The organism is Labrys wisconsinensis (assembly GCF_030814995.1).
In the GTDB taxonomy this organism is placed as follows: Bacteria; Pseudomonadota; Alphaproteobacteria; order Rhizobiales; family Labraceae; genus Labrys; species Labrys wisconsinensis.
The window spans coordinates 197,131-223,016 of the sequence record NZ_JAUSVX010000008.1 but is presented as its reverse complement, the minus strand read 5'-3'; the positions used below and the strand labels follow the sequence as shown (position 1 = coordinate 223,016).

General features: G+C 69.4%; 25 protein-coding genes. 4 read left to right on the top strand and 21 right to left on the bottom strand.

What is annotated here, in order from left to right; genetic code table 11:
* Positions 1-13: 13 nt before the first annotated feature.
* Complete coding sequence (locus tag QO011_RS21455) at positions 14-373, top strand: cupin domain-containing protein (RefSeq protein WP_307276152.1); 360 nt, start codon at positions 14-16, stop codon at positions 371-373.
* Positions 374-424: 51 nt separating this feature from the next.
* Here QO011_RS21455 and QO011_RS21450 read toward each other — a convergent pair whose 3' ends face one another.
* The 12 genes from QO011_RS21450 to QO011_RS21395 all read right to left on the bottom strand — a co-directional run bounded on the left by QO011_RS21450 (position 425) and on the right by QO011_RS21395 (position 14,347).
* Positions 425-1,033 (bottom strand): GNAT family N-acetyltransferase, encoded by a 609-nt coding sequence (locus tag QO011_RS21450; RefSeq protein WP_307276149.1) that lies wholly within the window; start codon positions 1,031-1,033, stop codon positions 425-427.
* Positions 1,034-1,057: 24 nt separating this feature from the next.
* Positions 1,058-2,128: an ABC transporter ATP-binding protein gene (locus QO011_RS21445; protein ID WP_307276146.1), complete on the bottom strand. Its 1,071-nt coding sequence runs from the start codon at positions 2,126-2,128 to the stop codon at positions 1,058-1,060.
* Between the two features lie 13 nt (positions 2,129-2,141).
* Positions 2,142-2,927, bottom strand: coding sequence for an ABC transporter permease (locus tag QO011_RS21440; RefSeq protein WP_307276143.1), 786 nt, complete (start codon positions 2,925-2,927; stop codon positions 2,142-2,144).
* Positions 2,924-3,829, bottom strand: a complete 906-nt coding sequence (locus QO011_RS21435; protein WP_307276140.1) for an ABC transporter permease — start codon at positions 3,827-3,829, stop codon at positions 2,924-2,926. The genes QO011_RS21440 and QO011_RS21435 overlap by 4 nt, the downstream gene beginning before the upstream one ends.
* 180 nt (positions 3,830-4,009) lie before the next feature.
* Positions 4,010-5,071, bottom strand: a complete 1,062-nt coding sequence (locus QO011_RS21430) for an ABC transporter substrate-binding protein (RefSeq protein ID WP_370881994.1) — start codon at positions 5,069-5,071, stop codon at positions 4,010-4,012.
* Positions 5,072-5,390: 319 nt separating this feature from the next.
* Positions 5,391-7,160, bottom strand: coding sequence for an AMP-binding protein (locus tag QO011_RS21425; protein ID WP_307276134.1), 1,770 nt, complete (start codon positions 7,158-7,160; stop codon positions 5,391-5,393).
* Positions 7,161-7,361: 201 nt separating this feature from the next.
* Positions 7,362-8,789 carry a gamma-aminobutyraldehyde dehydrogenase gene (locus tag QO011_RS21420; RefSeq protein WP_307276495.1) on the bottom strand — a complete coding sequence of 476 codons (1,428 nt, stop codon included), beginning with the start codon at positions 8,787-8,789 and terminating at the stop codon, positions 7,362-7,364.
* 20 nt (positions 8,790-8,809) lie between these two features.
* Positions 8,810-9,616: an ABC transporter permease gene (locus QO011_RS21415; protein WP_307276132.1), complete on the bottom strand. Its 807-nt coding sequence runs from the start codon at positions 9,614-9,616 to the stop codon at positions 8,810-8,812.
* Positions 9,617-9,871: 255 nt separating this feature from the next.
* The gene (locus QO011_RS21410; protein WP_307276130.1) at positions 9,872-10,819 is read right to left on the bottom strand and encodes an ABC transporter permease; all 948 of its coding nucleotides are present in this window, start codon (positions 10,817-10,819) and stop codon (positions 9,872-9,874) included.
* Positions 10,819-11,841 (bottom strand): ABC transporter ATP-binding protein, encoded by a 1,023-nt coding sequence (locus tag QO011_RS21405; protein ID WP_307276127.1) that lies wholly within the window; start codon positions 11,839-11,841, stop codon positions 10,819-10,821. Before QO011_RS21405 ends, QO011_RS21410 begins: the two co-directional genes overlap by 1 nt.
* Positions 11,842-12,103: 262 nt before the next feature.
* Positions 12,104-13,234: an ABC transporter substrate-binding protein gene (locus QO011_RS21400; protein WP_307276493.1), complete on the bottom strand. Its 1,131-nt coding sequence runs from the start codon at positions 13,232-13,234 to the stop codon at positions 12,104-12,106.
* Positions 13,235-13,438: 204 nt separating this feature from the next.
* Positions 13,439-14,347: a LysR family transcriptional regulator gene (locus tag QO011_RS21395; protein ID WP_307276124.1), complete on the bottom strand. Its 909-nt coding sequence runs from the start codon at positions 14,345-14,347 to the stop codon at positions 13,439-13,441.
* A gap of 53 nt (positions 14,348-14,400) precedes the next feature.
* On the opposite strand from QO011_RS21395, the gene QO011_RS21390 reads away from it, so the two are divergent.
* Genes QO011_RS21390 through QO011_RS21380 form a run of 3 tightly spaced genes read left to right on the top strand, consistent with a single transcriptional unit; the run spans position 14,401 to position 16,631 of the window.
* The gene (locus QO011_RS21390) at positions 14,401-14,940 is read left to right on the top strand and encodes an NADPH-dependent FMN reductase (RefSeq protein WP_307276122.1); all 540 of its coding nucleotides are present in this window, start codon (positions 14,401-14,403) and stop codon (positions 14,938-14,940) included.
* On the top strand, positions 14,937-16,172 hold the full coding sequence (locus QO011_RS21385) for a TIGR03862 family flavoprotein (protein ID WP_370881989.1): 1,236 nt from the start codon (positions 14,937-14,939) through the stop codon (positions 16,170-16,172). The genes QO011_RS21390 and QO011_RS21385 overlap by 4 nt, the downstream gene beginning before the upstream one ends.
* 54 nt (positions 16,173-16,226) lie before the next feature.
* A complete protein-coding gene (locus QO011_RS21380) occupies positions 16,227-16,631 on the top strand; it encodes a hypothetical protein (protein ID WP_307276119.1) in 405 nt (134 codons plus the stop codon).
* A gap of 13 nt (positions 16,632-16,644) precedes the next feature.
* Here the strand turns inward: QO011_RS21380 and QO011_RS21375 are convergent, their stop codons facing one another.
* The 9 genes from QO011_RS21375 to QO011_RS21335 all read right to left on the bottom strand — a co-directional run bounded on the left by QO011_RS21375 (position 16,645) and on the right by QO011_RS21335 (position 25,857).
* Positions 16,645-17,841, bottom strand: coding sequence for a caspase family protein (locus tag QO011_RS21375; RefSeq protein ID WP_307276116.1), 1,197 nt, complete (start codon positions 17,839-17,841; stop codon positions 16,645-16,647).
* Between the two features lie 51 nt (positions 17,842-17,892).
* A complete protein-coding gene (locus QO011_RS21370; RefSeq protein ID WP_307276114.1) occupies positions 17,893-19,386 on the bottom strand; it encodes an NAD-dependent succinate-semialdehyde dehydrogenase in 1,494 nt (497 codons plus the stop codon).
* 56 nt (positions 19,387-19,442) lie between these two features.
* Positions 19,443-19,796 (bottom strand): cupin domain-containing protein, encoded by a 354-nt coding sequence (locus QO011_RS21365; protein ID WP_307276111.1) that lies wholly within the window; start codon positions 19,794-19,796, stop codon positions 19,443-19,445.
* Between the two features lie 94 nt (positions 19,797-19,890).
* Complete coding sequence (locus QO011_RS21360) at positions 19,891-20,685, bottom strand: ABC transporter permease (RefSeq protein WP_307276110.1); 795 nt, start codon at positions 20,683-20,685, stop codon at positions 19,891-19,893.
* A 2-nt stretch (positions 20,686-20,687) separates the two neighbouring features.
* The gene (locus QO011_RS21355; protein ID WP_307276107.1) at positions 20,688-21,560 is read right to left on the bottom strand and encodes an ABC transporter permease; all 873 of its coding nucleotides are present in this window, start codon (positions 21,558-21,560) and stop codon (positions 20,688-20,690) included.
* A 24-nt stretch (positions 21,561-21,584) separates the two neighbouring features.
* A complete protein-coding gene (locus QO011_RS21350; RefSeq protein ID WP_307276104.1) occupies positions 21,585-22,622 on the bottom strand; it encodes an ABC transporter substrate-binding protein in 1,038 nt (345 codons plus the stop codon).
* Between the two features lie 63 nt (positions 22,623-22,685).
* On the bottom strand, positions 22,686-23,990 hold the full coding sequence (locus tag QO011_RS21345) for an NAD(P)/FAD-dependent oxidoreductase (protein WP_307276102.1): 1,305 nt from the start codon (positions 23,988-23,990) through the stop codon (positions 22,686-22,688).
* 21 nt (positions 23,991-24,011) lie between these two features.
* Complete coding sequence (locus QO011_RS21340) at positions 24,012-24,734, bottom strand: HAD-IA family hydrolase (RefSeq protein ID WP_307276099.1); 723 nt, start codon at positions 24,732-24,734, stop codon at positions 24,012-24,014.
* 37 nt (positions 24,735-24,771) lie between these two features.
* A complete protein-coding gene (locus tag QO011_RS21335; RefSeq protein ID WP_307276097.1) occupies positions 24,772-25,857 on the bottom strand; it encodes an ABC transporter ATP-binding protein in 1,086 nt (361 codons plus the stop codon).
* Between the last annotated feature and the right edge of the window lie 29 nt (positions 25,858-25,886).

Genomic DNA, 25,886 nt, shown 5'->3' with positions numbered 1-25,886 from the left:
TGCCGGACCGCACATGATCGCATTTCAGACCTTCGCCCATCTCGCCGCCATCGATCTCGGCGCCCTGCAGCCCAAGCCGACCTCGATCGAAGGCGATCAGCACGAAGCCGCGAAGACCCTGTGGACCTCGCCGGACGGCCGCCTGGAGATCGGCGTATGGGAATGCACGCCCGGCCGCTTCACCGCCTCGCGCGACGAGAATTCCGAGACCTGCCATATCGTCTCCGGCCGGGCCTCGCTGCACGACAAGGACGGCCGCACCCGGGAGGTGCGCGCCGGCGAGGTTCTGGTGCTGCCGAAGGGCTGGAGCGGCGAGTGGACGATCCACGAGACGACACGCAAGCTCTACATCCTGCATGCCGAGGCGGCGTAGAGCGGGCGAAGGCAGCGGAAAGCCCGGCTGCGACAGTCGCTATCGGCAGGCTCAGCCTCGGCCCATCCACAAGGTCCGGCCCGCCGGCGGGCCTTCGAGAACCGCGAACCCCTGCCGTTCCCAGAATCCGACCGCCCTTGCATTGGCGCGGTTGACGGCGACATGCAGGGCGGCGGTCCCGCGCGGCGCCGCCAGATCCAGCCAGCCCGCCAGCAGCCGCGGACCGAGACCGCGCCCCTGCGCGCGCGGCAGCAGGTTCAGGTGGAGATGCGCGGGATAGCCGTCGGCCACGGCGGGTGGCGTGCGCGCGGGATGATGGATCATGAAGGCGCGTCGCTGGTCCGCGGTCCATGACGGCATCGGGACGAGACCGGGATCGGCGTAGCGGCGGCGGAGCGCCGGCCACCACTCGCGTTCGAGCCGGTCTTCCCAGGCCGCCGTGTCCAGGGCGCCGGCCGCAAAGCCGCAGGCCCCGGCCGCGTCGACGGCCACCAGCACCAGGGCCGGATCGAGCGAGGCATAGGGCGCCGAATAGATGTGCCCGATCAGGCGGCCGTCCCCATGGAGATGCGAGGCGTCCCCTCCCTCATGGCCTGTCGCCAGGGAGATCGCGTAGAGCGCCTGCAGATCCTCGGGCCGGACCTGCCTCAGCGCGAGCATCGAAGGCAGGCTCGCTGCGCCGGCTCAGACGGCCGGCGCCTCCGCCAGCACCTGCAGGTCGCGCGAGAAGGACAGCGTCACCGGCACGCCCGGCGCCGGCGGCGGCGCGCTCGGGCTGTTGAAGCTGTCGAGCGAGATCATCGTGCCGTTGCAGCGCACCCGCATGCGCACGATGGCGCCCTGGAAGCCGACATCCTCGATCACGCCGTTGAGGCGGTTGGACTGATCGCCGCCCTGCGACAGCGCGATGCCTTCCGGGCGCAGCGCCACGGTCGCCCTGTCGCCGGCCGCCGCGCCGTTCAGGCCGCCGGCCACGACGATCTCCTGGCCGTCGACGCTGAGGCGTCCCGCCGCCGCATCGACGACCTTGCCTTCCAGCAGGTTGAGCGTGCCGACGAAGGAGGCGACGAAGCGGGTGCGCGGCCGGTTGTAGATCTCGAAGGGCGTGCCGACCTGCTCGATCCGCCCCTCGTTCATGACGACGATGCGATCCGACATGGTCAGCGCCTCCTCCTGATCGTGGGTCACGAACAGGGTGGTGATGCCGAGCTTGCGCTGCACGTCGCGGATCTCGTCGCGCAGCGACACGCGGATCTTGGCGTCGAGCGCCGACAGCGGCTCGTCGAGCAGCAGCATCTGCGGCTTCACCGCCAGGGCGCGCGCCAGGGCGACGCGCTGCTGCTGGCCGCCGGAGAGCTGGTAGGGATAGCGCTCCGCATGGGTCGGCAGCTTGATCAGCTTCAGCATCTCGTCGACCCGCGCCGCGATCTCGCCCGGCGGGCGCTTGGCGACCTTGAGGCCGAAAGCGATGTTCTGCGCCACCGTCATGTTGGGGAACAGCGCATAGGCCTGGAACACCATGCCGACATTGCGCTGGTTCGGGCTGAGAGCGGTGACGTCGGCGCCGTTGACGCGGATCGTGCCGGACGCCGGCTTCTCGAAGCCCGCCACCATGCGCAGCACCGTGGTCTTGCCGCAGCCCGACGGCCCGAGCAGCGAGATGAACTCGCCCTTCTCGGCGGCGAAGTCGAAATGCCGGACGCCGGTGTTGCCGCCGAAGGTCCGCTGGAGCTTGTCGATCTCGAGGAAGGCCATTATCCCAGCTCCTTCATCTCGCGGCCGGGGCGCCGCGCGCCCGGCCGAAGATCTGGATGAGGCCCATGCAGGCCCAGGTGACAGCGAAAGCGATGATGGCGAGCGCCGAAGGCTCATAGGCGCGGTTGGCGCCGATCAGCTGGAGATAGGGACCGAAGGCCGGGCGGTTGAGCAGGCTGGCGAAGGTGAACTCGCCGATGACGATGGCGAAGGTCAGGAACGCGCCGCTCAGCACCGCCGAGCGCACGTTCGGCAGGATGATCTTGAACAGGATCGTCGGCCAGCCCGCGCCGAGGCATTCGGCCGCCTCCGTCAGGGTCTTGACGTCGATGGCGCGCAGGCCCGTGTCGACCGTGCGGTACATGTAGGGCAGCGCCAGCGTCACATAGCCGAAGGTGAGGAGCACGTTGGTCGCCCCCGCCGAGGCGGTGAACGGCAGCCAGGAAGAGGAATTGTAGAGCCGGAGATAGCCGAACACGATCACGATCGCCGGAATCACCAGGGGCAGCAGCGTGATGAACTCGACCACCGAGCGCAGCTGCGGCAGCTTCAGGCGCACCCAATAGGCCGTCGGCACCACCAGGAGCGTGCCGACCAGGATGCTCGCCACCGCCAGCGTCACGGAATAGAGGAAGGTTTCCTGGAAGTTGGGATCGCCGAAGACGACGCGATAGGCTTCGAAGCTGTACTCGCCCCGCACCATGCGCAGGGAGAATTCGAAGGTCGCCAGCAGCGGCAGGATGAAATAGGTGGCGCCGAAGGCGAGGATCACCCAGGCGAAAAGCGAGGAGCGTTTCATCGAAGCCACCTCTCGCCGCGGCTGCGCAGCCAGATATAGGCGCCGTTCGACAGGCATGTCACCACGATCATGCCGAAGGCCAGCGCGAAGCCGAGATTGGGATCGTTCAGCACGTCGCCGCGGATCTGGGCGAAGAGCTGGATGGTGACGATGTTGAGCGAGGAGCCGGTGAGCGCATAGGCGGTTGCCACGGCGCCGAAGGCGTTGGCGAACAGGAGCAGCGTCGCGCCCATGATGCTCGGCCACAGCACCGGCACGCCGACATAGCGCCAGTAGTGATAGGCGCTGCCGCCGAGGATGGCGCAGGCCTCGCGCCATTCCCGCTTCATGCCGTCGAGGGCGGGCACCAGGATCAGCACCATCAGCGGGATCTGGAAGTAGAGATAGGTCAGCGTCAGCCCCCAGAAGCTCAGGAGGTTGAAGCCGTGGGCATAGATGTTGATGCCCAACCAGTCGCGCAGCAGCACGGTGACGAGGCCGACGCGCCCGACGGTGGCGACGAAGGCGAAGGCGAGCGGCACGCCGGCGAAGTTCGAGGCGACGCCCGAGAAGGTCATCACCGCCGGCCTCAGCCAGGACGGCAGCACCCCCGACACCACGGCATGGGCGATGAAGAAGCCGATGATGGCGCCGCCGACGGCGGAGGCGACGCTGATCTTGATGCTGATCCAGTAGGAGGCGAGAAGGTCGGGCCGGTTGAGGAGCTCGACGAAGTTGCCGAGCGTCGGATTGCCCGCCTTGTCCTGGAAGGCCCCGACCATCAGCATGCAGGTCGGCACGATCAGGAACAGCAGCGCGAAGATGAAGAACGGCACGACGCCCAGCGTCGCCACCGAGAAAAGGCCGCCGGTGGAGGCGGTCTTCGCGATGGGCGGGGCCTGCTCGATGGCGGCGACGGTCATGCGGGAACCGGGGTAAGGACGGAAAGGCTCGGCATCACCATGCCTGAACCCGCCGTCTGTTTCGAGTCGGTCCTTCCAGGAGCCCGACGCCTACGGAGCCACCGGAGCGGACGCGTGGGTCCGCCCCGGCGGGCATCAGGCTCGGGGAGTGCGGCCCGGACGATCCGGGCCGCCGCGATCTCACTTGACGTTGGCGCCGACGACGCTGTCCCAGTTCTTGGTGATCTCGGCCTTGGCGGCGTTCTGCTCGTCGAGGGTCGGGAACACGGCCTTGGTGTAGGCCTCGGCCGGCGGCAGCTTGTCGAGCAGATCCTGCGGGATCTTCTTGTTGGCGGCGAGATCGTTGAAGCGGATCGGGTGGCAATAGCCCTTCAGCCAGCCGATCTGGCCCTCGTCGGAGTAGAGATACTCCATCCAGAGCTTGGCGGCGTTGGGATGCGGCGCATAGGCGCTGATCGCCTGGACATAGACGCCGGCGACGACGCCGCTGGCGGGCACCACGACCTCGACCTTCGGATTGCCCTTCAGCGTGTCGCGGTCGGCGAGGGCGTTGTAGTCCCAGCGCACGACGATCGGGGTCGCGCCCTGCGCCACCGAGGCCGCCTTGCCGATCACGGGCACGAAATTGCCCTTCTTGTTGAGCTCGCCGAAGAACTTCAGGCCCTCGGCCCCGGCCTTGGCGGCATCGCCCTTGGCGGCGGAGAGGCCGGCGGCGTAGACCGCCTGGATCGCCTGGTTGGACGTGCGCGGATCGCCGGCGAGCGCCAGGGTGTTGGCATATTCGTCGGAGAGAAGATCGGCCCAATCCTTCGGCACGGTCTTGACGATGTCGGTGTTCACCTCGAAGGCGAGCACGCCGTAATAGTCACCGTACCAGAAGCCGTCCTTGTCCTTGGCGCTGTCGGGGATCGTGTCCCAGGTCGAGACCTTGTAGGCCTGGAGCAGGCCGGCGTCCTTGGCGGTCGGGCCGAAGGAGAGGCCGACATCGATGACGTCGGGGGCCTGCGGGCCGGTATTGCCCTTGTTGGCCTTGATCGCCTCGAGCTCGTCGCCCGAGCCGGCATCGGGGTTGAGCTCGTTGACGGTCAGGCCGTACTTGGCCTTGAAGCCGTCGATCAGCGCGCCGTAGCCGCACCAGTCGTGCGGGAGCGCGATGGTGGTGAGCTGGCCTTCCTTCTTGGCGGCGGCGACCAGCTCGGCCGACGGCTCGGCGAAAGCCGGCGTGACGGCAGCGAGCAGCATGGCCGACGACACCGTCGCGGCAAGGCTCTTCCTCAGCTGTACGTTCATTCTTATCTCCCCGCGGCCGTGAATGATTCTTCGGGCGCTTTTTCGGAACAGAAGTTACGAAAAGCGCGTAGCAACGGCCAACGACACATTTGTGACACTGGGATGTCGGTTCCGCAATCGCGATTTGCGACCCAAAGATGCGTTGCCGGCTACGGTTTCGAGCGAGGAGCGAGCGGCTTCGGCCGGCCTCCGATGTCGGCCGCCGCCGGGCCGTGCGCCGCCCGGCCGCGCGCCCTTCGCTGCCCGTGCCGACCGGTAGCCGGCCATGCTCTTAAGGAATCGCCGCCACCTGCGAAGAGGGATCGGCGCGCAGCTCCCGGCGCAGGATCTTGCCGACGTTGGACTTCGGCAGCTCGTCGCGGAATTCGACGTGCTTCGGCACCTTGTAGCCGGTGAGGTGCTGCTTGCAGTGGGCGCGCACCGCCTCGGCTGTCAGGGCCGGATCGCTGCGCACCACGAAGGCCTTCGGCGCTTCGCCGGCGGCCCCGTCCGGCACGCCGACCACCGCCGCCTCCTTGACGCCGGGGAGCTTGGCCAGCACGTCCTCGATCTCGTTGGGATAGACGTTGAAGCCGGAGACCAGGATCATGTCCTTGCGCCGGTCGACGAGCCGGAAGAAGCCGGCCTCGTCCTCGATGGCGATGTCGCCGGTGAGGAGCCAGTCGCCGCGCATGACGAGCGCGGTCTCGTCGCGCCGGCGCCAGTAGCCCGCCATCACCTGCGGGCCGCGGGCCGCCAGTTCGCCGGGCTCGCCGCGCGGCACTTCATTGAAGGCGTCGTCGACGCATTTGAGCTCGGTCAGCGGGATCGGCACGCCGATCGTGCCGATGCGCCCGGCCCCGAACGGATTGAAGGTCAGCACCGGCGAGGTCTCGGTCAGGCCGTAGCCCTCGATGATCGGCCGCCGCGTCACCTCCGCCCAGCGCTGCGCCACCGCCGCCTGCAGCGCCATGCCGCCGGCGACCGACAGGCGCAGCGTCGGCGGCGGCGCCTCGCGGAACCAGTCCTCGTTGAGCAGGCCGTTGAACAGGGTGTTGACCCCGGTGATGAAGGTGATGCCCTGCCCCTCCAGCGCCTTGCGCAGATTGGTCAGCGGCCGTGGATTGGGGATCAGCACGCTGCGCCCGGAGCGCATGTAGAAGGCGAGGAAGTTCACGGTGAAGGCGAAGATGTGGTAGAGCGGCAGCGCGGTGAGGATGGTCTCCTCGCTGGAGATGTGCGCCCCCGCGAAAGCGGTGGTCTGCGCCGCGTTCATCACCAGGTTGCGATGGGTCAGCATGGCCCCCTTGCTGACCCCGGTGGTGCCGCCGGTATATTGCAGGCAGGCGACGGCGTTGGGCTCGATCCCCTCGGCATAGGCGGCGGACCTGTCGCGGCGCAGCATGTGGCGCCGGCCCGCCCGCAGCGCGGCGGCGAGGCGGACATGGGCGAAGCGGGCCGGCGGGATCTGCCGGCGCACATAGGTCTGCACCAGCCCGATCACGGTCCGCGGCCAGGCCGGGAACAACTCGGCCGCCGAGGTCAGCACCACCTGAGGCCGCGGCCCCTCGGCCAGCACCGCTGGCCTCTCGGCCAGCGCCGCCGCCACCTTGTCGGCGAACATGTCGATGACCACCAGCACCGCCGGCTCGGCATCGGCGAAGATCTTGGCCATCTCGCCGCTGGTGTAGAGCGGGTTGACGTTGACCAGGATGCAGCCGGCCTTGAACACGCCGAAGGCGACGACGGGATAGGCCAGGCCGTTGGGGATCTGGATCGCCACGCGCTCGCCGGCGGGAAGCTTGAGGTCCTCGCGCAGATAGGCGGCGAAGGCGTCCGACAGCCGGTCGACGGCGGCGAAGCTGAGCGAGCCCGCCATGCCGTTCGGCATCACGCAGGTCACCGCGATGCGCCAGGGCGTCTGCCGCGCCCGGTCGCGGGCGATGTCGCCGAGCAGGCGATAGGGCGTGGCGGCGAGCTCGGTCAGGGCGTCGGGGGGATAATGGGCGGTCCACGGCCTGTCCCGCCCTATCTCCCCGTCCGTCGCGCCGTCGCCGGTCATGCGCTCCCCGCTCGTTTCTGGTGGCTCTTGGCGAAGCATCATGACGCGCTTTATCCCGAACGAACAAGCCCTGCCGCACCCCGCGCGCGACCATGCGCGGGATGCGGCAGGGCTGGCCGGGCGAACATGCCGTCCCGGGCGGGCCGGCGCTGCACCCCCGGGAACGCTCTTTCGGGCGATCGGGACCCCGGAGGCGCCGCCTCAGGCGATCTTCACCATGACGTGTCGCACCACGGTATAGTCCTCAAGCGCATACATCGAGAGGTCCTTGCCGTAGCCCGAGGACTTGAGGCCGCCATGCGGCATCTCGCTCACCAGCATGAAATGCGTGTTGACCCAGGTGCAGCCGTACTGCAGCCGCGCCGCCGTCGCCATGCCCTTGGCGACGTCGCGGGTCCACACCGAGGAGGCGAGGCCGTAGTCGCTGTCGTTGGCCCAGGCGACGGCGTCGTCGACCGCCTCGAAGCGCGTCACCGACACGACCGGCCCGAACACCTCGCGGCGCACGATCTCGTCGGACTGCAGCGCCCCGGCCACCACGGTCGGCTCGTAGAAGAAGCCCTTGCCGGCCCCCTCGTGCCCGCCGGTGGCGATGGCGATATGCTTCTGCTCGGCGGCCCGCTCGACGAAGGAGGCGACGCGCGAACGCTGGCGCGCCGAGATCAGCGGCCCGATATCGTTCTCGTCGTCGTTGGCCTGGTTGAATTTCAGCCCCTGCACCGCCGAGGAGAGGTCCGCCACCAGGTTGTCGTAGATCCCAGCCCCGGCATAGATCCGGCAGGCGGCCGTGCAGTCCTGCCCGGCATTGTAATAGCCGAACACCTTGACGCCCTCGACCACCGCCTCGAGGTCGGCATCGTCGAACACGATCACCGGCGCCTTGCCGCCGAGCTCCAGATGGGTGCGCTTGACCGTCTTGCTGGCGGCCTGCAGCACCTTCTTGCCGGTGGCGACGTCGCCGGTCAGCGACACCATGGCGACCTTGGGATGATGGATCAGCGCATTGCCGACCGTCTCGCCGCGCCCGACCACGACGTTGACCACGCCTTCGGGGAAGATGTCGGCGATCGCCCTGGCGAGCTTGAGCAGGGTCAGCGGCGTCTGCTCGGAGGGCTTGATCACCACGGTGTTGCCGCCGGCCAGCGCCGGGCCGAGCTTCCAGGCCGCCATCATCAGCGGATAGTTCCACGGCGCGATCGAGGCGACGACGCCGATCGGGTCGCGCCGGATCATCGAGGTGTGGCCGGCGAGATATTCGCCCGCCACGGTACCGTGCATGTTGCGCACCGCCCCGGCGAAGAAGCGGAAGCAGTCGACCACGCCGGGGATCTCGTCCTGCAGCACCCGGATGCGCGGTTTGCCGCAATTGAGCGCCTCGAGCGTGGCGAAGGCCTCGGCATCCCTTTCGATGGCGTCGGCGAGCTTGAGCAGCAGCGCCGAGCGCTCGGCCGGCGTGGTGCGCGACCAGGCCGGGAACGCCCTGTCGGCGGCGGAGACCGCCGCATCCACCTGTTCGACCGAGGCCTCCGGCAGGTCGACGATGGTCGCCTCGGTCTTGGGGTTGAGCACCGTCTCCGGCGTCTCGGTGCCGGCGGCGAAGCCGGAGCCGATGAGCATGGATGTGTCCAGCATGGCTTTTCCTCCTTGGATCATTTCCCGCCGCCGGCCACCGCCTCGCCCTCGCGCGTGAGGTAATAGGCGGCGAGGATCGGCAGGGCGGTGACGGCGATGACGACGACGGCGACGACGTTGGTGACCGGGCGCTGGCGCGGCCTGAGCAATTCGCCCAGCATCCAGATCGGCAGGGTGCGCTGCTGGCCGGCGGTGAAGGTGGTGACGATCACCTCGTCGAAGGACAGCGCGAAGGCCAGCATGCCGCCGGCGAGCAGCGCCGTGCCGATCGAGGGCAGGATCACGTGCCGGAAGGTCTGGAACCCGTCGGCGCCGAGGTCCATCGAGGCCTCGACCAGCGAGGGGGACAGGCGGCGGAAGCGGGCCACCGCATTGTTGTAGACCACGACGATGCAGAAGGTGGCGTGGCCGAGCACGATGGTCCAGAAGGAATAGGGGATGTCGGCGAGGCTGAAGGCCGCCCTGAGCGCGATGCCGGTGATGATGCCGGGCAACGCGATCGGCAGGATCAGGAGCAGCGACACCGCCTCGCGCCCGAAGAACTTCGTGCGCGCCAGCGCCGCGGCGGCGAGCGTGCCGAGCACCAGCGCCATGGCGGTCGACAGCGCCGCGACCTTCACCGAGAGCGCCAGCGCCTCCCACACGTCCGGCCGTTCCCAGGCGACGGCGAACCATTTTGCCGTCAGCCCCGGCGGCGGGAAGGCGTAGCTGCGATCCTCCGTGGTGAAGGCGTAGAGGATGATGAAGGCGAGCGGCAGGTGCAGGAACAGGAGGCCGAGGCCGGCGACGATCTTCAGGGCGAGGGGCGAGCGGGCGTCGGTCATGGGCGGCACGTCGCAGGAGGAGGCGCGACCGAAGCCTTCCCCACGAAGCTGGGGAAGGTGGCGCCACGAAGTGGCGACGGATGGGGTGTGGTCCGCGAGACTGCGTCGTTCAACAAGCTTGCACGATCCTCATGCCAGCCGAACGCCGTCTCCCCCCTGCCCGCCACACCCCATCCGACCCGACTTCGTCGGGCCACCTTCCCCACTGCGTGGAGAAGGCTTGGCGTGGCGCCGACTTCGCGCCTGCTTGTTCCCTCACAGCGCATCGAAGGCCCCCATGCGCTTGGCCACGGTGAGGAACAGGCCCATGATCAGCACCGGCACCACCGAGAAAGCGGCGGCCAGCGGGATGTTTCCGGCATTGCCCTGCTGGGTGTAGACGACCTGGCCGAGGATCAGCGAGGACGGCCCGACGATCTGCGGCACGATGTAGTCGCCGAGCGTCAGCGAGAACGTGAAGATCGAGCCGGCGACCACGCCCGGCAGGGCGAGCGGCAGCACCACGGTGCGGAAGGTCTGGCCGGGATCGGCGCCGAGGTCGCCGGCCGCCTCGATCAGCGAGCCCGGCACCCGCTCCAGCGCCGCCTGGATCGGCAGCACCATGAACGGGGTCCACAGGTACAGGAACACCAGCACCATGCCGGTATAGCTCACCGAGAGCGACGGGCCGCCGACCAGCGGCAGCGACAGCCAGCCGTCGAGCAGCGAGGCGGCGCCGGCGGCGTTCATCACCCAGCCGACCGCGCCCTCCTTGGCCAGCAGCAGCTTCCAGGCATAGACCTTGACGAGATAGCTCGACCACAGCGGCATCATCACCGCCACGTAGAACAGCGCCTTCACCCGGCCGCGGGCGTAGCGCGCGGCGTAATAGGCGATGGGGAAGGCGATGAGGATCGCCAGCAGCGTCACCACGGTGGAGAGCAGCACGGTGCGGACGATGATGTCGAGATTGGCCGGCTGCAGGAGCTCGCCATAGGTCTTGAGCGTCGGCTCCTCGACGATGGTGCCGGAGAACTCGTCGATGGAGAAGAAGCTCTGCGCCAGCAGGGCGAAGAGCGAGCCGAGATAGACGACGCCGAGCCAGAGCAGCGGCGGCACCAGGAGCAGCATGAGGTAGAAGCCGCGCCGGACGACCAGCACGTCGGAGAGGCGGCGCAACAGGCCGTCCGGCGGCGCGGCGACGGGGGTGGCGGACATGGTCATCACCCCTCCTCCATCGCGTGCAGCGCGGCACGGGCGAAGACGGCGCGCACCGGCGCGCCCGGCTCGTGGGCGGCGCTGCCGGCCGCCGGCACGGCGGCGACCAGGCGGCCTTGCGCCGTCGTCAGCTCGACCCGCTTCACCGCGCCCTGGTAGAGCGTCTGCGTCACCCGGCCCTCGACGACGATGCGGTCCGCCGGGGCGATGGCCGCCGGTTCCAGCAGGGCGATCTTCTCCGGCCGCAGGCTGGCCGGGCCGGCCCGGCCCGTCCATTCGCGTGCCACGGCCGGCTCGATCACGTTCGAGCCGCCGACGAAATCGGCGACGAAGCGGGTGCGCGGCCGCTCGTAGATGTCCTGGGGGCTGGCGACCTGGACGATGCGGCCCTCGTTGAACACCGCCACCCGATCGGCCATGGACAGAGCCTCGCCCTGGTCGTGGGTGACGAAGACGAAGGAGAGGCCGAGCGAGCGCTGCAGCGTCTTGAGCTCGCCCTGCATCTCCTCGCGCAGCTTGAGGTCGAGCGCCCCGAGCGGCTCGTCGAGCAGCAGCACCTTGGGCCGCACCACCAGGGCGCGGGCGAGCGCCACGCGCTGGCGCTGGCCGCCGGAAAGCTGGCTGGGCTTGCGCCCCTCCATGCCCGTGAGCTTGACCAGGGCGAGCGCCTCGCGGCCGCGCGTCTCGCGCTCGGCCCGCGCCACCCCGCGCACCATCAGGCCGTAGCACACGTTCTGCAGCACGCTCATGTGCGGGAACAGCGCATAGTCCTGGAACACGGTGTTCACCGGCCGGCGATAGGCCGGCATGCCCTCCACCGCCTCGCCGAAGATCTCGATATGCCCGGCGGTCGGCTGCTCGAAGCCGGCGATCAGGCGCAGGCACGTGGTCTTGCCGGAGCCGGAGGGTCCGAGCATGGCGAAGAACTCGCCGGGCGCGATGTCGAGATCGACGCCGTCCACGGCCTTCACCGGACCGAAATGCCGCGCGACGCCGCGAAAGGACACGGCAGGCTGGGGAGAGGACATGGAGACGGTTCCGGTGGTTTCCCCATCCGGCCGGGCCGGACTCCTCGGGAAACGAAGACGATTGGAATCGTAGGATCGAGCCTCAGCCACCGCCGTCATGGACGGGCTTGTCCCGTCCATCCACGCGAACTCGACATGAGCCTGTGGTCGCGTGGATGGACGGATCAAGTCCGCCCATGACGGCCGAGGTTTGTGCCAGGGAAAGCGACCGCACTCGCTTCCCGCGGCGGATCGGCGGGCGGGAGAGGAACGTCCCCTCCCCTCACCGGCCGCCGATCACGGCGATGTAGTCGGTGACCCAGCGGTAATAGGGCACGCAGGTGCCTTGGCTGGCGCACTTGCTCACCGGCGTCTTCCAGAACCGGATCTTGTCGAAATTCTCGAAGCCGTTGGTCTTGCAGCCCTCGTCGGTCAGGAGCGCGTTGCCCTTGCAGGCGGCCGGCACGGCCGGGTTGGAGCCGAACCAGGCGGCGAGATCGCCCTGCAGCTTGGGCTGCAGCGAATGCTCCAGCCATTTGTAGGCGCAGTTCGGATGGGCGGCCTCCGAATGCATCATCGTGGTGTCGGCCCAGCCGGTGGCCCCCTCGGCGGGGATGGTCGAGCCGATCGGCTTCTTGTCGGCCTGCAGCAGGTTGACCTGATAGGGCCAGGAGCCGGAGGCGATCACGCCCTCGTTCTTGAAGTCGTCGGTCTGCACGGTGGCATCGTGCCAGTAGCGCTGGATCAGGCCGTGCTGCTGGCGCAGGAGGTCGAGCGCCGCCTTGTACTGATCCTCGTTCAGCTCGTAGGGATCCTTGATGCCGAGCTCGGGCTTCTTGCTCATCAGGTAGAGCGCGGCATCGGCGATGTAGATCGCCCCGTCATAGGCCTGGATCCGCCCCTTGTTCGACTTGCCGTCCGCCAGGGTCTGCTCCTCGAACACCACGCTCCAGCTCTTGGGCGCTTCCTTGAACGTGTTGGTGTTGTACATCAGCACGTTCGGGCCCCACTGGTAGGGCACGCCGTAATGCTTGCCGCCGACCGTGTGCCAGGGCGCGTTCTGCAGGCGTTCGTCGACGGTGCTCCAGCTCGGAACCAGGCTGGTGTTGATCTCCTGCACCCGCTTGCCGGCGACCAGGCGCAGGCTGGCGTCGCCCGAGGCGGTGACGAGGTCGAAGCCGCCCTCGTTCATCAGCGCCACCATCTCGTCGGAGGTGCCGGCGGTCTTGACGTTGACCTTGCAGCCGGTCTCCTTCTCGAAGCCGGTGACCCAGTCATAGGCCTTGTCGGTCTCGCCGCGCTCGATATAGCCGGGCCAGGCGACGATATCGACCTGCCCCTCGCCCGGGCCAACCTCCTTGACCTCCGCCACGGCCGGCCCGGCCGCCAGGGCGGTGCCGAGCAGCGCCGTCATGGTGCCGTGCGCCAGGCGGACGGCTATGCCTCGATGTGATCGCATGATGGTCTCTCCCCTCGATGACGACTGGATGCGGACGAATGTCGCGGCCGCCTCTTCGGCGGGCGGCCTTCCCAGGCGCAACCATGACTCGTCTTCGGCGCGGCGCGCCACACCATTCGAGAGATGAAGGATATCGGGAATTCCGATAGCTGAGCGATCCTATCGCCCCCTGCCACCGCGCCAGGTCTGCGCCACCGCCACGAACTGGCCGGCGACCCGGCTGAGCGGCGAGCCCCGCCGCCAGACGATGGCGACCTCGACCGGCGGCAGATCCTCGGCCAGATCCCGCGCCTCGATCTTGTCGCCCTCCAGCGACCAGGGGCGGTAGGCGAGGTCCGGCAGGATGGCGACGCCCGCTCCGGTCGCCACCAGGCTGCGCGCCGCCTCGACCGAGCGGGTGCGGATCGCCACCGGCGGGCGCACCCGGGCGCGCCGCCAGGCCTCCTCCGCCGCCTCGGCGATCTCGTCGAGCGCCAGCAGCACGAAGGGTTCCCGCGCCAGCTCCGCCACGGCGATGCTCGGCCGCTCCGCCAGGGGATGGCCGATCGGCAGCCAGAGCCGGTAGCGCGAGGCATCGACCGTCTCGGCATGGAAGGCCGGCCCGTTCTTCTCCACCCCCGCCACGACGACGGCGACGTCGAGCTCGCCGCCGACCAGGAGGTGCTCCAGATACTCGCGCCCGTCCTCGACGATCTCGACCGTCACGCCCGGGAAGGCGCGGCGGAACCGGGCCAGGAGGTCGGAGAGCACGTAGCTGGCCACCAGCGGCGTCACCCCCAGCGCCAGCCGCCCGTCGACCGGCGCCGCCTCGTCCTTCAGCGCCCGGCGGGCATCGGCGATGTCGGAGAGGATCTTGCGGGCGTGGCGCAGGAACTGGTGGCCCTTCAGCGTCAGCTCGACCCCGCTCGCCCGCCGCTCGAACAGCGCGAAGCCGAGATCGCCCTCCAGCTCCTGGATCGCCTCGGTGACGGTCGATTGCGAGATCGAGAGCCCGTGCGCGGCACGAGAAACCGCGCCGTGCTCGGCGACCGCGACGAAATACTGGATCTGCCGGAAGGAAAAGGCCATCAGGCCCTATCGTACTGAACCGACTCGCCTTGTCACGGCCGATGGAACGATCGATGCGCATTCTCGCGATCTCGGGCAGCCTTCGGCGGGCCTCGTCCAACACCGCCGTGCTGGAGGCGATGGCATTGCTGGCGCCCGACGGCGTCGACATCGCCTTGCATTACGGCCTCGCCGGGCTGCCCGCCTTCAATCCGGATCTCGACGACGCGGCGGAGCTTCCCGCCGTCCTCGCGTTCCGCGACGCGCTGCGGGCGGCCGACGGCGTGCTGATCTCGAGCCCCGAATATGCCCATGGCGTGCCGGGCGCCCTCAAGAACGCGCTCGACTGGCTGGTCGGCAGCGGCGAGCTCGTCGGCAAGCCGGTGGCGCTGATCAATCCCTCGCCGCGTTCGCTGTTCGCCCATCCCCAGCTCGCCGAGATCCTCACCGTGATGTCGGCCGACCTCGTCGCCGCCGCCTCGATCACCGTGTTCGTCAGCGGCCGCGGCCTCGATGCCGCCGGCATCGCCGCCGATCCGGAGCTCGCCGCGGCCCTGCGCCAGGCGCTGACGCATCTTGCAGCCGCAGTGGCGGCGCAGCGGGCCGCGGCGTGAGCGCCCCATCCCCCGAGATCGCCGTGGTCGGCGGCGGCCCGGCCGGGCTGATGGCGGCCGAGGCGCTGGCCGAGGCCGGCCGCGCGATCGCGGTCTATGACCGCATGCCCTCGCCAGCACGCAAATTCCTGATGGCCGGGCGCGGCGGCCTCAACCTGACGCATAGCGAGGACTTCGACCGGTTCATCGCCCGCTATGGCGCCGCAGCCGACACGCTGGCGCCGATGCTGCGCGCCTTCCCGCCCGCGGCCCTGCGCGACTGGGCCCATGGGCTCGGCGAAGAGACGTTCGTCGGCTCGAGCGGCCGGGTCTTCCCCAGAAGCTTCAAGGCTTCGCCGCTGCTGCGCGCCTGGCTGGCCCGGCTCGACCGGCTCGGCGTGGTCAGCCGTCCCCGCCATCGCTGGGCGGGCTGGACCGACACCGGCGCCCTCGCCTTCGACACGCCCGGCGGAGCCGTGACCGTGGAACCGAAGGCGACGATCCTCGCGCTCGGCGGCGCCTCCTGGCCGCGCCTCGGCGCCGACGGCGGCTGGACCGGCCTGCTCGCGGCGCGGGGCGTCCCGCTCGCGCCGCTGCGGCCGGCCAATTCAGGCGTCGAGATCGCCTGGTCGCCCGTCATGCGCGAGCGCTTCGCCGGCGAGCCCCTGAAGCGCATCGCCCTCGCCTTCGCGGGACGCACGGTGCGCGGCGAGGCCGTGCTCACCGCGCATGGGCTCGAGGGCGGTGCCGTCTACGCCCTGTCCGCAGCGCTGCGCGAGGCCCTGGCGCGCGACGGCACGGCCGTGCTCGCCGTCGACCTCAAGCCGGACCTCCCCCAAGCCGAGATCGCGCGGCGGCTCGCCCTGCCCCGGCGCGGCCAGTCGCTCGCCAGCGTCCTGCGCAAGGCGCTGGCCCTGTCTCCCGTCGCCATCGGCCTGCTGCGCGAGGCGAGCGGCAACCGCCCGCCCGAGGCGCCCGAAGCCCTCGCGCGCCTGGTCAAGGCCGCGCCCCTCGCCGTCACCGGCGTGCGCGGCCTGGAGCGCGCCATCTCCACCGCCGGCGGCGTCGCCTTCGCCGCCGTCGACGAGGCCCTGATGCTGCGGGCCGTGCCCGGTGTCTTCGTCGCCGGCGAGATGCTGGACTGGGAGGCGCCGACCGGCGGCTATCTCCTGCAGGCCTGCTTCGCCACCGGCGTGGCGGCGGCGAAGGGTGCCCTGGCCTGGACCACGCGGCAGGACGTGCAAGCCCCTTGATTCCGGTCGCGGCGACCGGAATAGTTCCCTTTGGGAAACACTCGAGGCTTCACGATGATCAACGCCATCCGGTCCGGGCTGCCGGCGCTCGCCGCCGCGCTCTGCCTCTGCACGGCCCTGTCCGCCACGGCCGGGACCATCTCCAAGACCGTGCCGGCCGGACGCGCAAGCAAGGTCGACCACTATACCGGCTGGAACGACGACTGCTCCTTCCTGTCCGTCAATGTCGACATCGTCGTCAAGCCGGCGCACGGCACGCTGGCGCCACGCACGGCCATGGGCCGCATCGGTGACGCGCAGATCGGCAATGCCGGCGCCTGCCGCGGCAAGCCGACCAAGGTGCTTGAGCTCTACTACAAGCCGGCCCGTGGCTATCGTGGCACCGACGGCTTCTCGGTGAACATGCGGACGCCGAAATCCGCGCCGGTGCGCTACGACTATGTCGTGACGGTGGAGTAAGCCCGTCTGCGCTTCAGTTGCAGGTCAGCGCCCCATTGAAGCGGAAGCAGTTGGTGCCGCCGGAGCGCGGCGCCTGCTGCACCCTGTGTCGCGGCGGCGCCGGCTGCAGCCGCACCGGGCGCTCCTGGACGAGGCGGGGCGGCCGCTTCAGCGGCGGGCGGCGGATCACCGGCGCGGCGTCGGGCACCGCCAGGGCCGGCTTGGCGGGCTGCGTCGCCTGCGGCGGGACGCTCTCGACCGCGCCGACCCTGGCGGCGGGCGCCTTGGCGAGATCCGCCTTCATCACCCGCGCCAGGTCGGCATAGACGCCGGTGGGGAAAGATTTCAGGAAGGCGTCGAACGCCGCAACCGTGCCGATGGCCTTGGCCGCCTCGAACGCCTTGGCGGCCTCCTCGGCGGCCGCCGGCGCCGGGACGGCGGGCGCCATCGCCGGCGCGGCCGGCTCCGCCTTGGCGAAGTAGAACTCGGCCGACAGCCGCGACAGCCGCTCCGGCTCCTGCGTGCCGCCGGTGGCGAGCCGCACGCCGGCGGTGACCCGCTTCATCAGGCTCTCGATCTCGACGCCGGGCTCGGCCACGTGCTGCAGGAAAGCTGTCGTGAACGGGCTGTTGCGGCCCGTGCCGTCCGACGCCACCTTGCCCGGCCCGGTCGCGTAGACCAGCAGCATGTCCTGCGCGGCCACGTCGATCCGCGCCAGGCCTCGGCCGATGGCGCCGGACCGGTTGGCGGCCAGCGCCTGGCGCCGCAGCCGCTCGGCGAGCGGATTGTCGCGGCAGGCGTCGAGAAACACCAGGTTGAGCTTCGCCCGCCCCTCCATCTCGCCGAGGATGTCGGCAAGCGCGACCCCCTCGCGCTTCAGGCCGAACTCGTCCTCCACATGCGCATCGACCGGGATCAGGTAGTTCTGGTCGTTCACCTGCACGCCGTGGCCGGAATAGTAGAACAGCGCCACGTCAGCACCGTCCAGCTTGCGCGAGAAGGCGGCAACCGTGCGGGTGAACGCCGCGCCGTCGAGGTCGAGCCCGCTGGTGACGTCGAAGCCGAGCTGCGCCAGGGCGCGCGCCACGTCCTCGGCATCGTTGCGGCTGTTGCGAAGCGCCGGCACGTCGGTATAGGCGGCGTTGCCGATGACCAGGGCCACGCGCCGCTCGGCCCGGGCGGCGCCTCCCAGCGCGGCGAAGAGGATCAGGGCCAGCACGAGGCGCAACATCGCCGGGACTCCGGAAGAGGCCGGCGATCATGGCACAACGGTAACGCTGCGTCAGCCCGTCGGCGCGAGCTTCAGCCCTCCCATGTGGAAGGCCTTGGGCTCGAGATATTCGGCGATCCCGAGATAGCCGCCCTCGCGGCCGAGGCCGGACTGCTTCACCCCGCCGAAGGGGGCGACCTCCATCGAGACGGAACCGGTGTTGAGGCCGACCATGCCGAATTCGAGCGCCTCGCCGACGCGCCAGGCGCGATGCAGGTCCTCGGTGTAGAAATAGGCGGCGAGGCCGAAGGGCGTGCCGTTGGCAATGGCGATGGCCTCCGCCTCGGTCTCGAAGCGGAAGACCGGCGCGACGGGACCGAACGTCTCCTCATGGGCGAGGAGCATGTCGGTGGTGGCGCCGGTGAGGAGGACGGGCGCGACGAAGCGCGCATCGTCGAGCCCGGCCTGCGCCTGCGCCGTCACGCGCGCGCCCTTTGCCAGCGCGTCCCCGACATGGGCCCGGACCTTGGCGATCGCCGCGGCATTGATCAGGGGACCGATGGAGACGCCGGGCGTCGTGCCGGAGCCGACGATCTGGCCGGCCACCTTGCCGCCGAGCCGGGCCACGAAGGCGTCATGGATGCCGGCCTGCACCAGAATGCGGTTGGCGCATACGCAGGTCTGCCCGGCATTGCGGAACTTCGAGGCCATGGCCCCCTCGACCGCGAGGTCGAGATCGGCGTCGTCGAAGACGATGAAGGGTGCATTGCCGCCGAGCTCCAGGCTGAGCTTCTTCAGGGTTCCCGCCGAGGCGCGCATGAGATGGGCGCCGACCCGGGTCGAGCCGGTGAAGGAGATCTTGCGAACCGCCGGGTTGGCGGTGAGCTCGTCGCCGATGGCGGACGGCGGGCCGGTGACGACCGAGATCACGCCGGGCGCAAGGCCCGCGCGCTCGGCGAGCCGGGCCAGGGCGAGCGCCGAGAAGGGCGTGAGCTCGGAGGGCTTGATCACCATGGTGCAGCCCGCGGCCAGGGCCGGCGCGCATTTGCGGGTGATCATGGCGATCGGGAAATTCCAGGGCGTGATCGCCGCGGTGACGCCGACGGGCTCCTCGAGCACCAGGATGCGGCGATCGGCGCCGGGCGCGGGAATGGTGCGGCCGTAGATCCGCCGCGCTTCTTCCGCGAACCATTTCACGAAGGACGCGCCATAGCGAACCTCGCCCTCGGCTTCCGCGAGCGGCTTGCCTTGCTCGGCCGTCATGATGCGAGCGAGATCGGCGACATTGGCGAGAATGAGATCGTGCCATCGCTCCAGCAGCCGCGCCCGCTCGGTGGCCGGCACGCGGCGCCAGGTGGCGAAGGCCGCCTCGGCCGCCGCGACCGCACGCCGCGTCTCGGCGCCGCCGCACGCCGGCACCGTGCCGATCACCCTGCCGGTGGCAGGATCCTCGACCGCCAATGCGGCGCCGTCGTCGGCCTGAGACCAGCGCCCGCCGATCAGGGCGGCCTCGACGAGCAGGGTCGGATCGTCGAGGCCGAGCCCTGTTGCTGCGGTTGCCGTCATGGAAGACCTCCTTTCGCCGCGGTGCGCGAAGTCGCGCAGGGCCGCCGGGATGCTCGTCAGGAAACCGTGACCCAGAGCTTGCGCACGGTCTCGACGGTCTCCCAGGTTCCGACGAAGCCGGGGCGCATCACGAAGGTGTCGCCGGCCGTGAAGCGGCGGGTGTCGCCGCCCTCCTCCGTCAGCAGGACCACGCCCGACAGGATGGTGCAGAACTCCCAGGTCTCGCCCTTGATCGAGCGGGTGACGCCGGGCGTCGCCTCCCAGATGCCGGTGCGGATGCTGCCGTGCCCGGCCGCCGCGACCTCCCAGGTGCGGAAGGAGGGATCACCCGCGATCAGGCGATCCGGTGTGGCCTTGCCGAGGTCCGGCGTGCCGGGATTGGCGAGGTCGAATGCGACGAGGTTGCTCATGAGACCGGTCCGGTGCTGTTGGGGAAGGAATGAAGGCCTCGATAGGATCGGCGGCCATGATCTCGGCACGATGATGCCGGCGTGCCCCCTCTCGTCATGAGGACGCATCGGACCTGGCCGCGCCGCGCGCATTGAGCGAGACGAGCATGACCACGAGGAACGACACGGCGGTGAGCAGCGTGCTGATCGCCGCGATCGTCGGGTCGATTTCGTCGCGCAGCGCGGTGAACATCCGCTTGGTCAGCGTCTGGTACTGGCCGCCGGAGATGAACAGCGACACCACGGTCTCATCGAGCGCCGATATGAAGGCGAACAGCAGGCCGGTGACCACGCTCGGACGGATCTGCGGCAGCGTGACGATGAAGAAGGTCCGCAGCCGGTTCATGCCGAGGCTGCGCGAAACCATCTCCTGCGCCGGGTCGAATTTCCTGAGGCCCACCAGCACCGAGGTGATGACATAGGGCAGGCCGAGCATGACGTTGGCGAGGATCAGCCCGGCCATCGTGGCGAGCAGGCCGACCTTGGCATAGACGAGGAAGACCCCCACGGCCGTGATCACGATGGGAACCACCAGCGGCAGCATCAGCAGGACCCGCAGGCTGCGCACCAGGCGTGAATTGCCGAGGTTGAGGGCATAGGCGGCGGCGGTCCCCATCACCGTGGCGATGACGGCGCTCGACACCGCCACGGTGAGGCTGACGCGGGTCGCCTGCATCCAGGCCGCGCTGGAAAGATACGAGTCGTACCAGCGCAGCGACCATGACGGCGGCGGGAACGCCAGGAAGCGCGCGCCGGAAAAGGACATCGGCACGATGATGACGATGGGGATCATCAGCCACAGCAGGATCAGGCCGACGAACGCGCGCAGGAGGACCGTCGAGACCGTCATGATCAGCGCGCTCCCATGATCCGCTCGAACGGGATGACCAGGCTCGCGACACGGAAGATGACGAACACGCAGGCGAGCAGGACCACGCTGATCGAGGAGGCCGCGCCCCATTCGTTGTAGAGTTCGATGTTGCGCGAGACCAGCATGGACACCATGAAGGCCCGCCCGCCGCCGAGCAGCTCCGGCGTGATGTAGAAGCCGAGCGTCAGCACGAAGACCAGCACCATGCCCGCGACCATGCCGGGCAGCGACAGCGGCAGGAACACGCGCAGGAAGACATGCAGCGGCGTGCCGCCGAGGCTGGCCCCCGCCACCATCAGCTCGCGCGGGATGCGCCGCATGGTGGCGTAGAGCGGCAGCACCATGAAGGGCAGCAGAATGTGGACGGTCGCCAGGATCGTCCCGAACTCGTTGTTGACGAGGCCGAGGGGGGCGTCGATCAGGCCGGCATCGGTCAGCATCGTGTTCACGAGGCCGCGCCGCTGCAGCAGGATCAGCCAGGCATAGGCACGGACGAGAACGCTGGTCCAGAACGGCAGGACCACCATCGCCAGGATCAGGAGGCTCCAGCCCCGTGAGGCGCCCGTCGCCACATAGGCGACGGGGTAGCCCAGGAGGATGGTCGCGGCCGTCACGATGAAGGCGATGCGGAAGGTCTGCAGGAAGGTCATCCAGTAGACGTCGTCGGTGAAGAACCGGGCGTAGTGCGCCAGGGTGAATCCGCCGTCCTGCCGCACCGACTGCCAGGCGAGCCAGCACAGCGGCACGACCAGCAGGCAGCCGACGACCGCGAGCGCGGGCGCCAGCAGAAGCAGGATCAGGCGTCGCTCGCGCCGTTCATGCACGAGCGACGGGTTGACCGACGACGTCAGCATGAAGACCTCCCCATCGGCCGCCGCCTACTTCTGGATGAAGGCGGCCCAGCGCTTCAGCGCGTCCTCGCCGGCCGGCGAGCTCCACCAGATCACCGAGACCAGGACCTGCTTGGCGGCGTTCTCCGGGGAGCTCGGCATCTCGGCCGCCCGCTCCGGCGAAATCTTGCCGGTCTCGTAGGCGGCGGGGTTGCCCGGGCCGTAGTCGATATAGGCCGGGAAGTTCGCCTGGATGTCGGGTGAGATCGCCGCGTCGAGGAACTTGTACGAGGTTTCGAGATTGGGGGCGCCCTTGAGGATGCACAGCGACGTCTTCTGCAGGAAGCCCTGGTTGAAGGTGTAGCCGACCGGCGCGCCCTCCTTCATGACCGCGGTGACGCGGCCGTTCCAGGCCATCTCCATGTCGATCTCGCCATCGGCCAGAAGCTGGGCGGATTGCGCGCCGGACGTCCACCAGACGCTGATGCTGGGCTTGAGCTCCTCCAGCTTCCTGAAGGCGCGGTCGACGTCCAGCGGGTAGAGCTTGTCGGCCGGCACGCCATCGGCCAGCAGCGCGGCTTCCAGCGTGGCGAGCGGATGGTTGCGCAGCGCCCGCGTGCCCGGGAATTTCTTGACGTCCCAGAAATCGGCCCAGCTCTTCGGCCCGTTCTCGCCGAACGTCTTCTTGTTGAAGGCGAGAACCGACGAATAGAACTCGTAGGGGACGGAATAGGGCGTCTTGTATTCGGCGGGTATGCTCCCGGCATGGGGAATCCTGGAGAAGTCGAGCTTCTCGATCATGCCCTGCTCGCCGCCGCGGATGCAGTCCTCCGTCGGTGTGTCGATGACGTCCCAGACGGGCTTGCCGGTCGCGGTCTGGGTCTTCAGCACCGGCCAGGCATCGGGGGCGCTGTCCTGGTTGACGGTGATGCCGAGCAGCTTGGCCGCCGGATCCAGGATGGCCTTGGTCTGAGCCTCCTGATAGGCCCCGCCCTGGGAAACGAAGGTGATCTGTTCGGCCGAAGCGGCCGCGGCCGACAGGAGCAGGGCCGCCGCCATCGCCGGGATCGAGAGTGTCACGCGCATTTTCGTTCTCCTCTGGTCATTCTGGTTGGCCGCTTGTTGGCGTGGGACGACGAGCGCGGCGGCTCATCGCCCGATGGCGTCGAGGAACTGGTACCAGCCCGCGACGAGCCGGACCGCGGGCTCGCGCAGCCCGTAGAAAGGGATGGGATGGAGCGGCAGCCGCGTCAGCAGGCCGAGATCCGGGCTCCCGCCGGCGACCAGCGCGGCGACGTGGCGGCCGATCGCGGAGGAGAGCGCCACGCCGGTGCCGTTATAGCCGACGGAATAGACGACCCGGTCGTCGAGGCGTCCGAGATGGGGCAGGCTGTCCAGCGTCACGGCAACCAGGCCCGACCAGCGATGGGTCACCTTCACCGCCGCCAGCTCGGGAAACTGGCGCACCATCGCCGTCTCGAGCGCAGCGAAAGCCGCCCTCGTGTCGGTCTTGCCGAAGGCGCCGCGCCCCCCGTAGAGCAGCCGATCGCCCGACTTGCGGAACCAGCGCATCATGCGCCTCGTCTCGGTATAGCTGCGCCCGCTGGCGAGCAGGCCGGCGCCCGGGGTGCCCGCCAGCGGCTCGGTGGCGATCATCGCCGAGCGGAACGGGATGATCGATCGGCGCACCGGCGCCGTCGCCGGCGTCAGGTCGGAATAGGAATTGGTGGCGATGACGAGCTGGCGCGCCGAGATCCGTCCGGCCGGCGTCTCCGCGACGATGCCCGTCGCCTCTCGCCGCAAGCCGGTGACCGGCGTGTTCTCGTGGATGGCGATGCCGGCCGCCTTCAGGCCGGCCGCGAGCCCGAGCACGTAGTTCAGCGGGTGGATCACGCCGCCATGGGGGTTGAGCATGCCGCCGGTGAACCCGCGCGAGCCGGTCTCCGCGGCCACCTCCTCGGCGCGGAGCATGGACACCGCAGCGTCACCGAACGTCCCGCGCAGCCAGGCCGCCTCGCTTTCGAGCCCCGCGAGCGTGTGGCCGTTATGCGCGCAGAGCAGCGAGCCCGAGGGCCGGTAATCCGCGCCCTTGATATCGAAGTCCTCGACGAGCTGGCCGACATGCTCGACGGCCTCCAGGCCGAGATCGTGCATGCGCCGGGCGGTATCGAGCCCATGCCGCGCGGCGATGGCCCTGAAGCCGACGCGGAATTTGTCCGACACCACGCCGCCATTGCGCCCGCTCGCGCCCCAGCCGATGCGATTGGCCTCGAGCACCACCGGCGCGAGGCCGGCCTTGGCGAGATATCGCGCCGTGGACAGGCCTGTATAGCCGCCGCCGATGACGGCGACGTCGAAGGCCCGGTCGCCCGTGAGGCTTGCGAATGCGGGCCTGGCAACGGACGTCGCCTGCCAGAGGGAGTCGACGTCGGCCGCGGATGTCTGGGAAGCCATGGCTGTTCCTCGTCCCGGCGATCAGGCGGCCGCACCGGCTCGGGCGAGCTCCGCGTCGACGGCGTCGGCGAGTTGCTTCAGCGAGGAGACGTGGAAATCCGGCCTGGTCAGGACCGTGGGTTCCGGCGTGCCGCCGAAGCCCTTCAGGCCCTGACGGCGCTCGACCCAGCACGTCGCGTAGCCTTCGGCCTTGGCCACCCCGATGTCGTGGTACTGGCTCTGGGCGACATGCAGGATCTCGGACTGCCGGAAGCCGAAGGCCGACTGGCGTCCCCGGTTGAAGGCGAAGAACCGGGCATCCGGCTTGGCGCAGCCGGTCTCGTCGCAGGTGACGCTGTCGTGGAACGGATCGTCCAGCGTCGCCGCATAGGCGGAGAAGGCGGTGCGGTCCGCATTGGTCATGGCGACGAGGCGGAAGGTCTTCCGCAGCCGGCGCAGCGCCTCGACGGAATCGGCGAAGGCCGGCCAGCGGAGCACCGCGAGCTGGAACGCCTCGGCGGTCGCCTCGTCGCTCCTGAAGCCGCATGCCTCGGCGAGCGAGAGATAGACGTCCTTCATGGCGAAGGAGGAGCGGCCGTGGAAGTGGTCGCGGCCCCGCTTGTAGGGCTCGAAGATCTCGTCGTCGCCGGAGGCGGCCGCCTTGGGGCCGCCGAGCGCGCGCACCGCGCCCAGGACCCCCGTCTCGAAGTCGATCAGCGTGCCGACCACGTCGAACGTCATGACTTTGAAATCGGTGAGCTGCATGGTTCTCGCCCTCTGGGGGAATGACTGGAACGTCGGGTCAGGGCGCCTGGGGCACCACGATGGTGTCGTCCGGGTGGATGGTGGCCGCGATGCGCTCGCCCGGCGCCTTGAGCTGCGATCGCCCCTGGTGGTTGCTCGGCACCCGCAGGCTCAGCCGCGCGCCCCCGTCGAGGTCGAGGAAGATGCGGATGCTCTCGCCCTGGTAGAGGGCCTCGGTCACGACGCCGACGAGTCGGTTGGGCGTGCCGGTGTCGGGCGCAAGGGTGAGCTTCTCCGAATGCACCGCCAGGACCAGGTCGGGATGGTTCGGGATGGCGCGCGAGGAGACGAGGCGCACGCCGTCGAGATCGACGGAATGGTCGTCGACGCGGCGGACGGGCAGCAGCGTCGCCTCCCCGATGAAGCCGGCGACGAAGGAATCGACCGGGTTGTCGTGAAGGCGTTCCGGCGTGTCGACCTGGACCAGCCGGCCCTTGTTCATGATGGCGATGCGATCGCTCATGGTCAGCGCTTCGCGCTGGTCGTGCGTCACATAGATCATCGTGGCGGCGAGCTTGCGGTGAAGATGCTTGAGCTCGATCTGCATGGTCTCGCGCAGCTGCTTGTCGAGGGCCGACAGGGGCTCGTCCATCAGGATGAGGCGCGGCTCGAAGATCATCGCCCGGGCGAGGGCGACACGCTGGCGCTGGCCGCCGGACAATTCGTGGATCTTGCGCTCGCCGAAGCCGCCGAGCTCGACCAGGTCCAGCGCCGCCTTGAGCCGCGCCGGCCATTCGGCTTTCGGCATACGGCGCGCGCGCAAGGCAAACGTCACGTTGTCCGCGACGTTCATGTGCGGGAACAACGCATAGGTCTGGAAGACGATGCCGATGTCGCGCTTGTGCGGCGGCGCGAGGGTGACGTCCCGCTCGCCGAGGACAATCGAGCCCGAGGTCGGCTGGACGAAGCCGCCGAGGATGCCGAGCAGCGTGGTCTTGCCCGAACCGGAGGGACCGAGGATCGAGACGAACTCGCCTGGCTTGACCTCGAGGCTGACATCGTCAAGCGCCCTGAAGAGTCCATAATGCTTGGAAGCGGATCGGATCGAGACCCCAACCGTATCTCGTGAAACAATGGCAGTCATATCGACCCGCTTCAGAGGAAAAACAAACT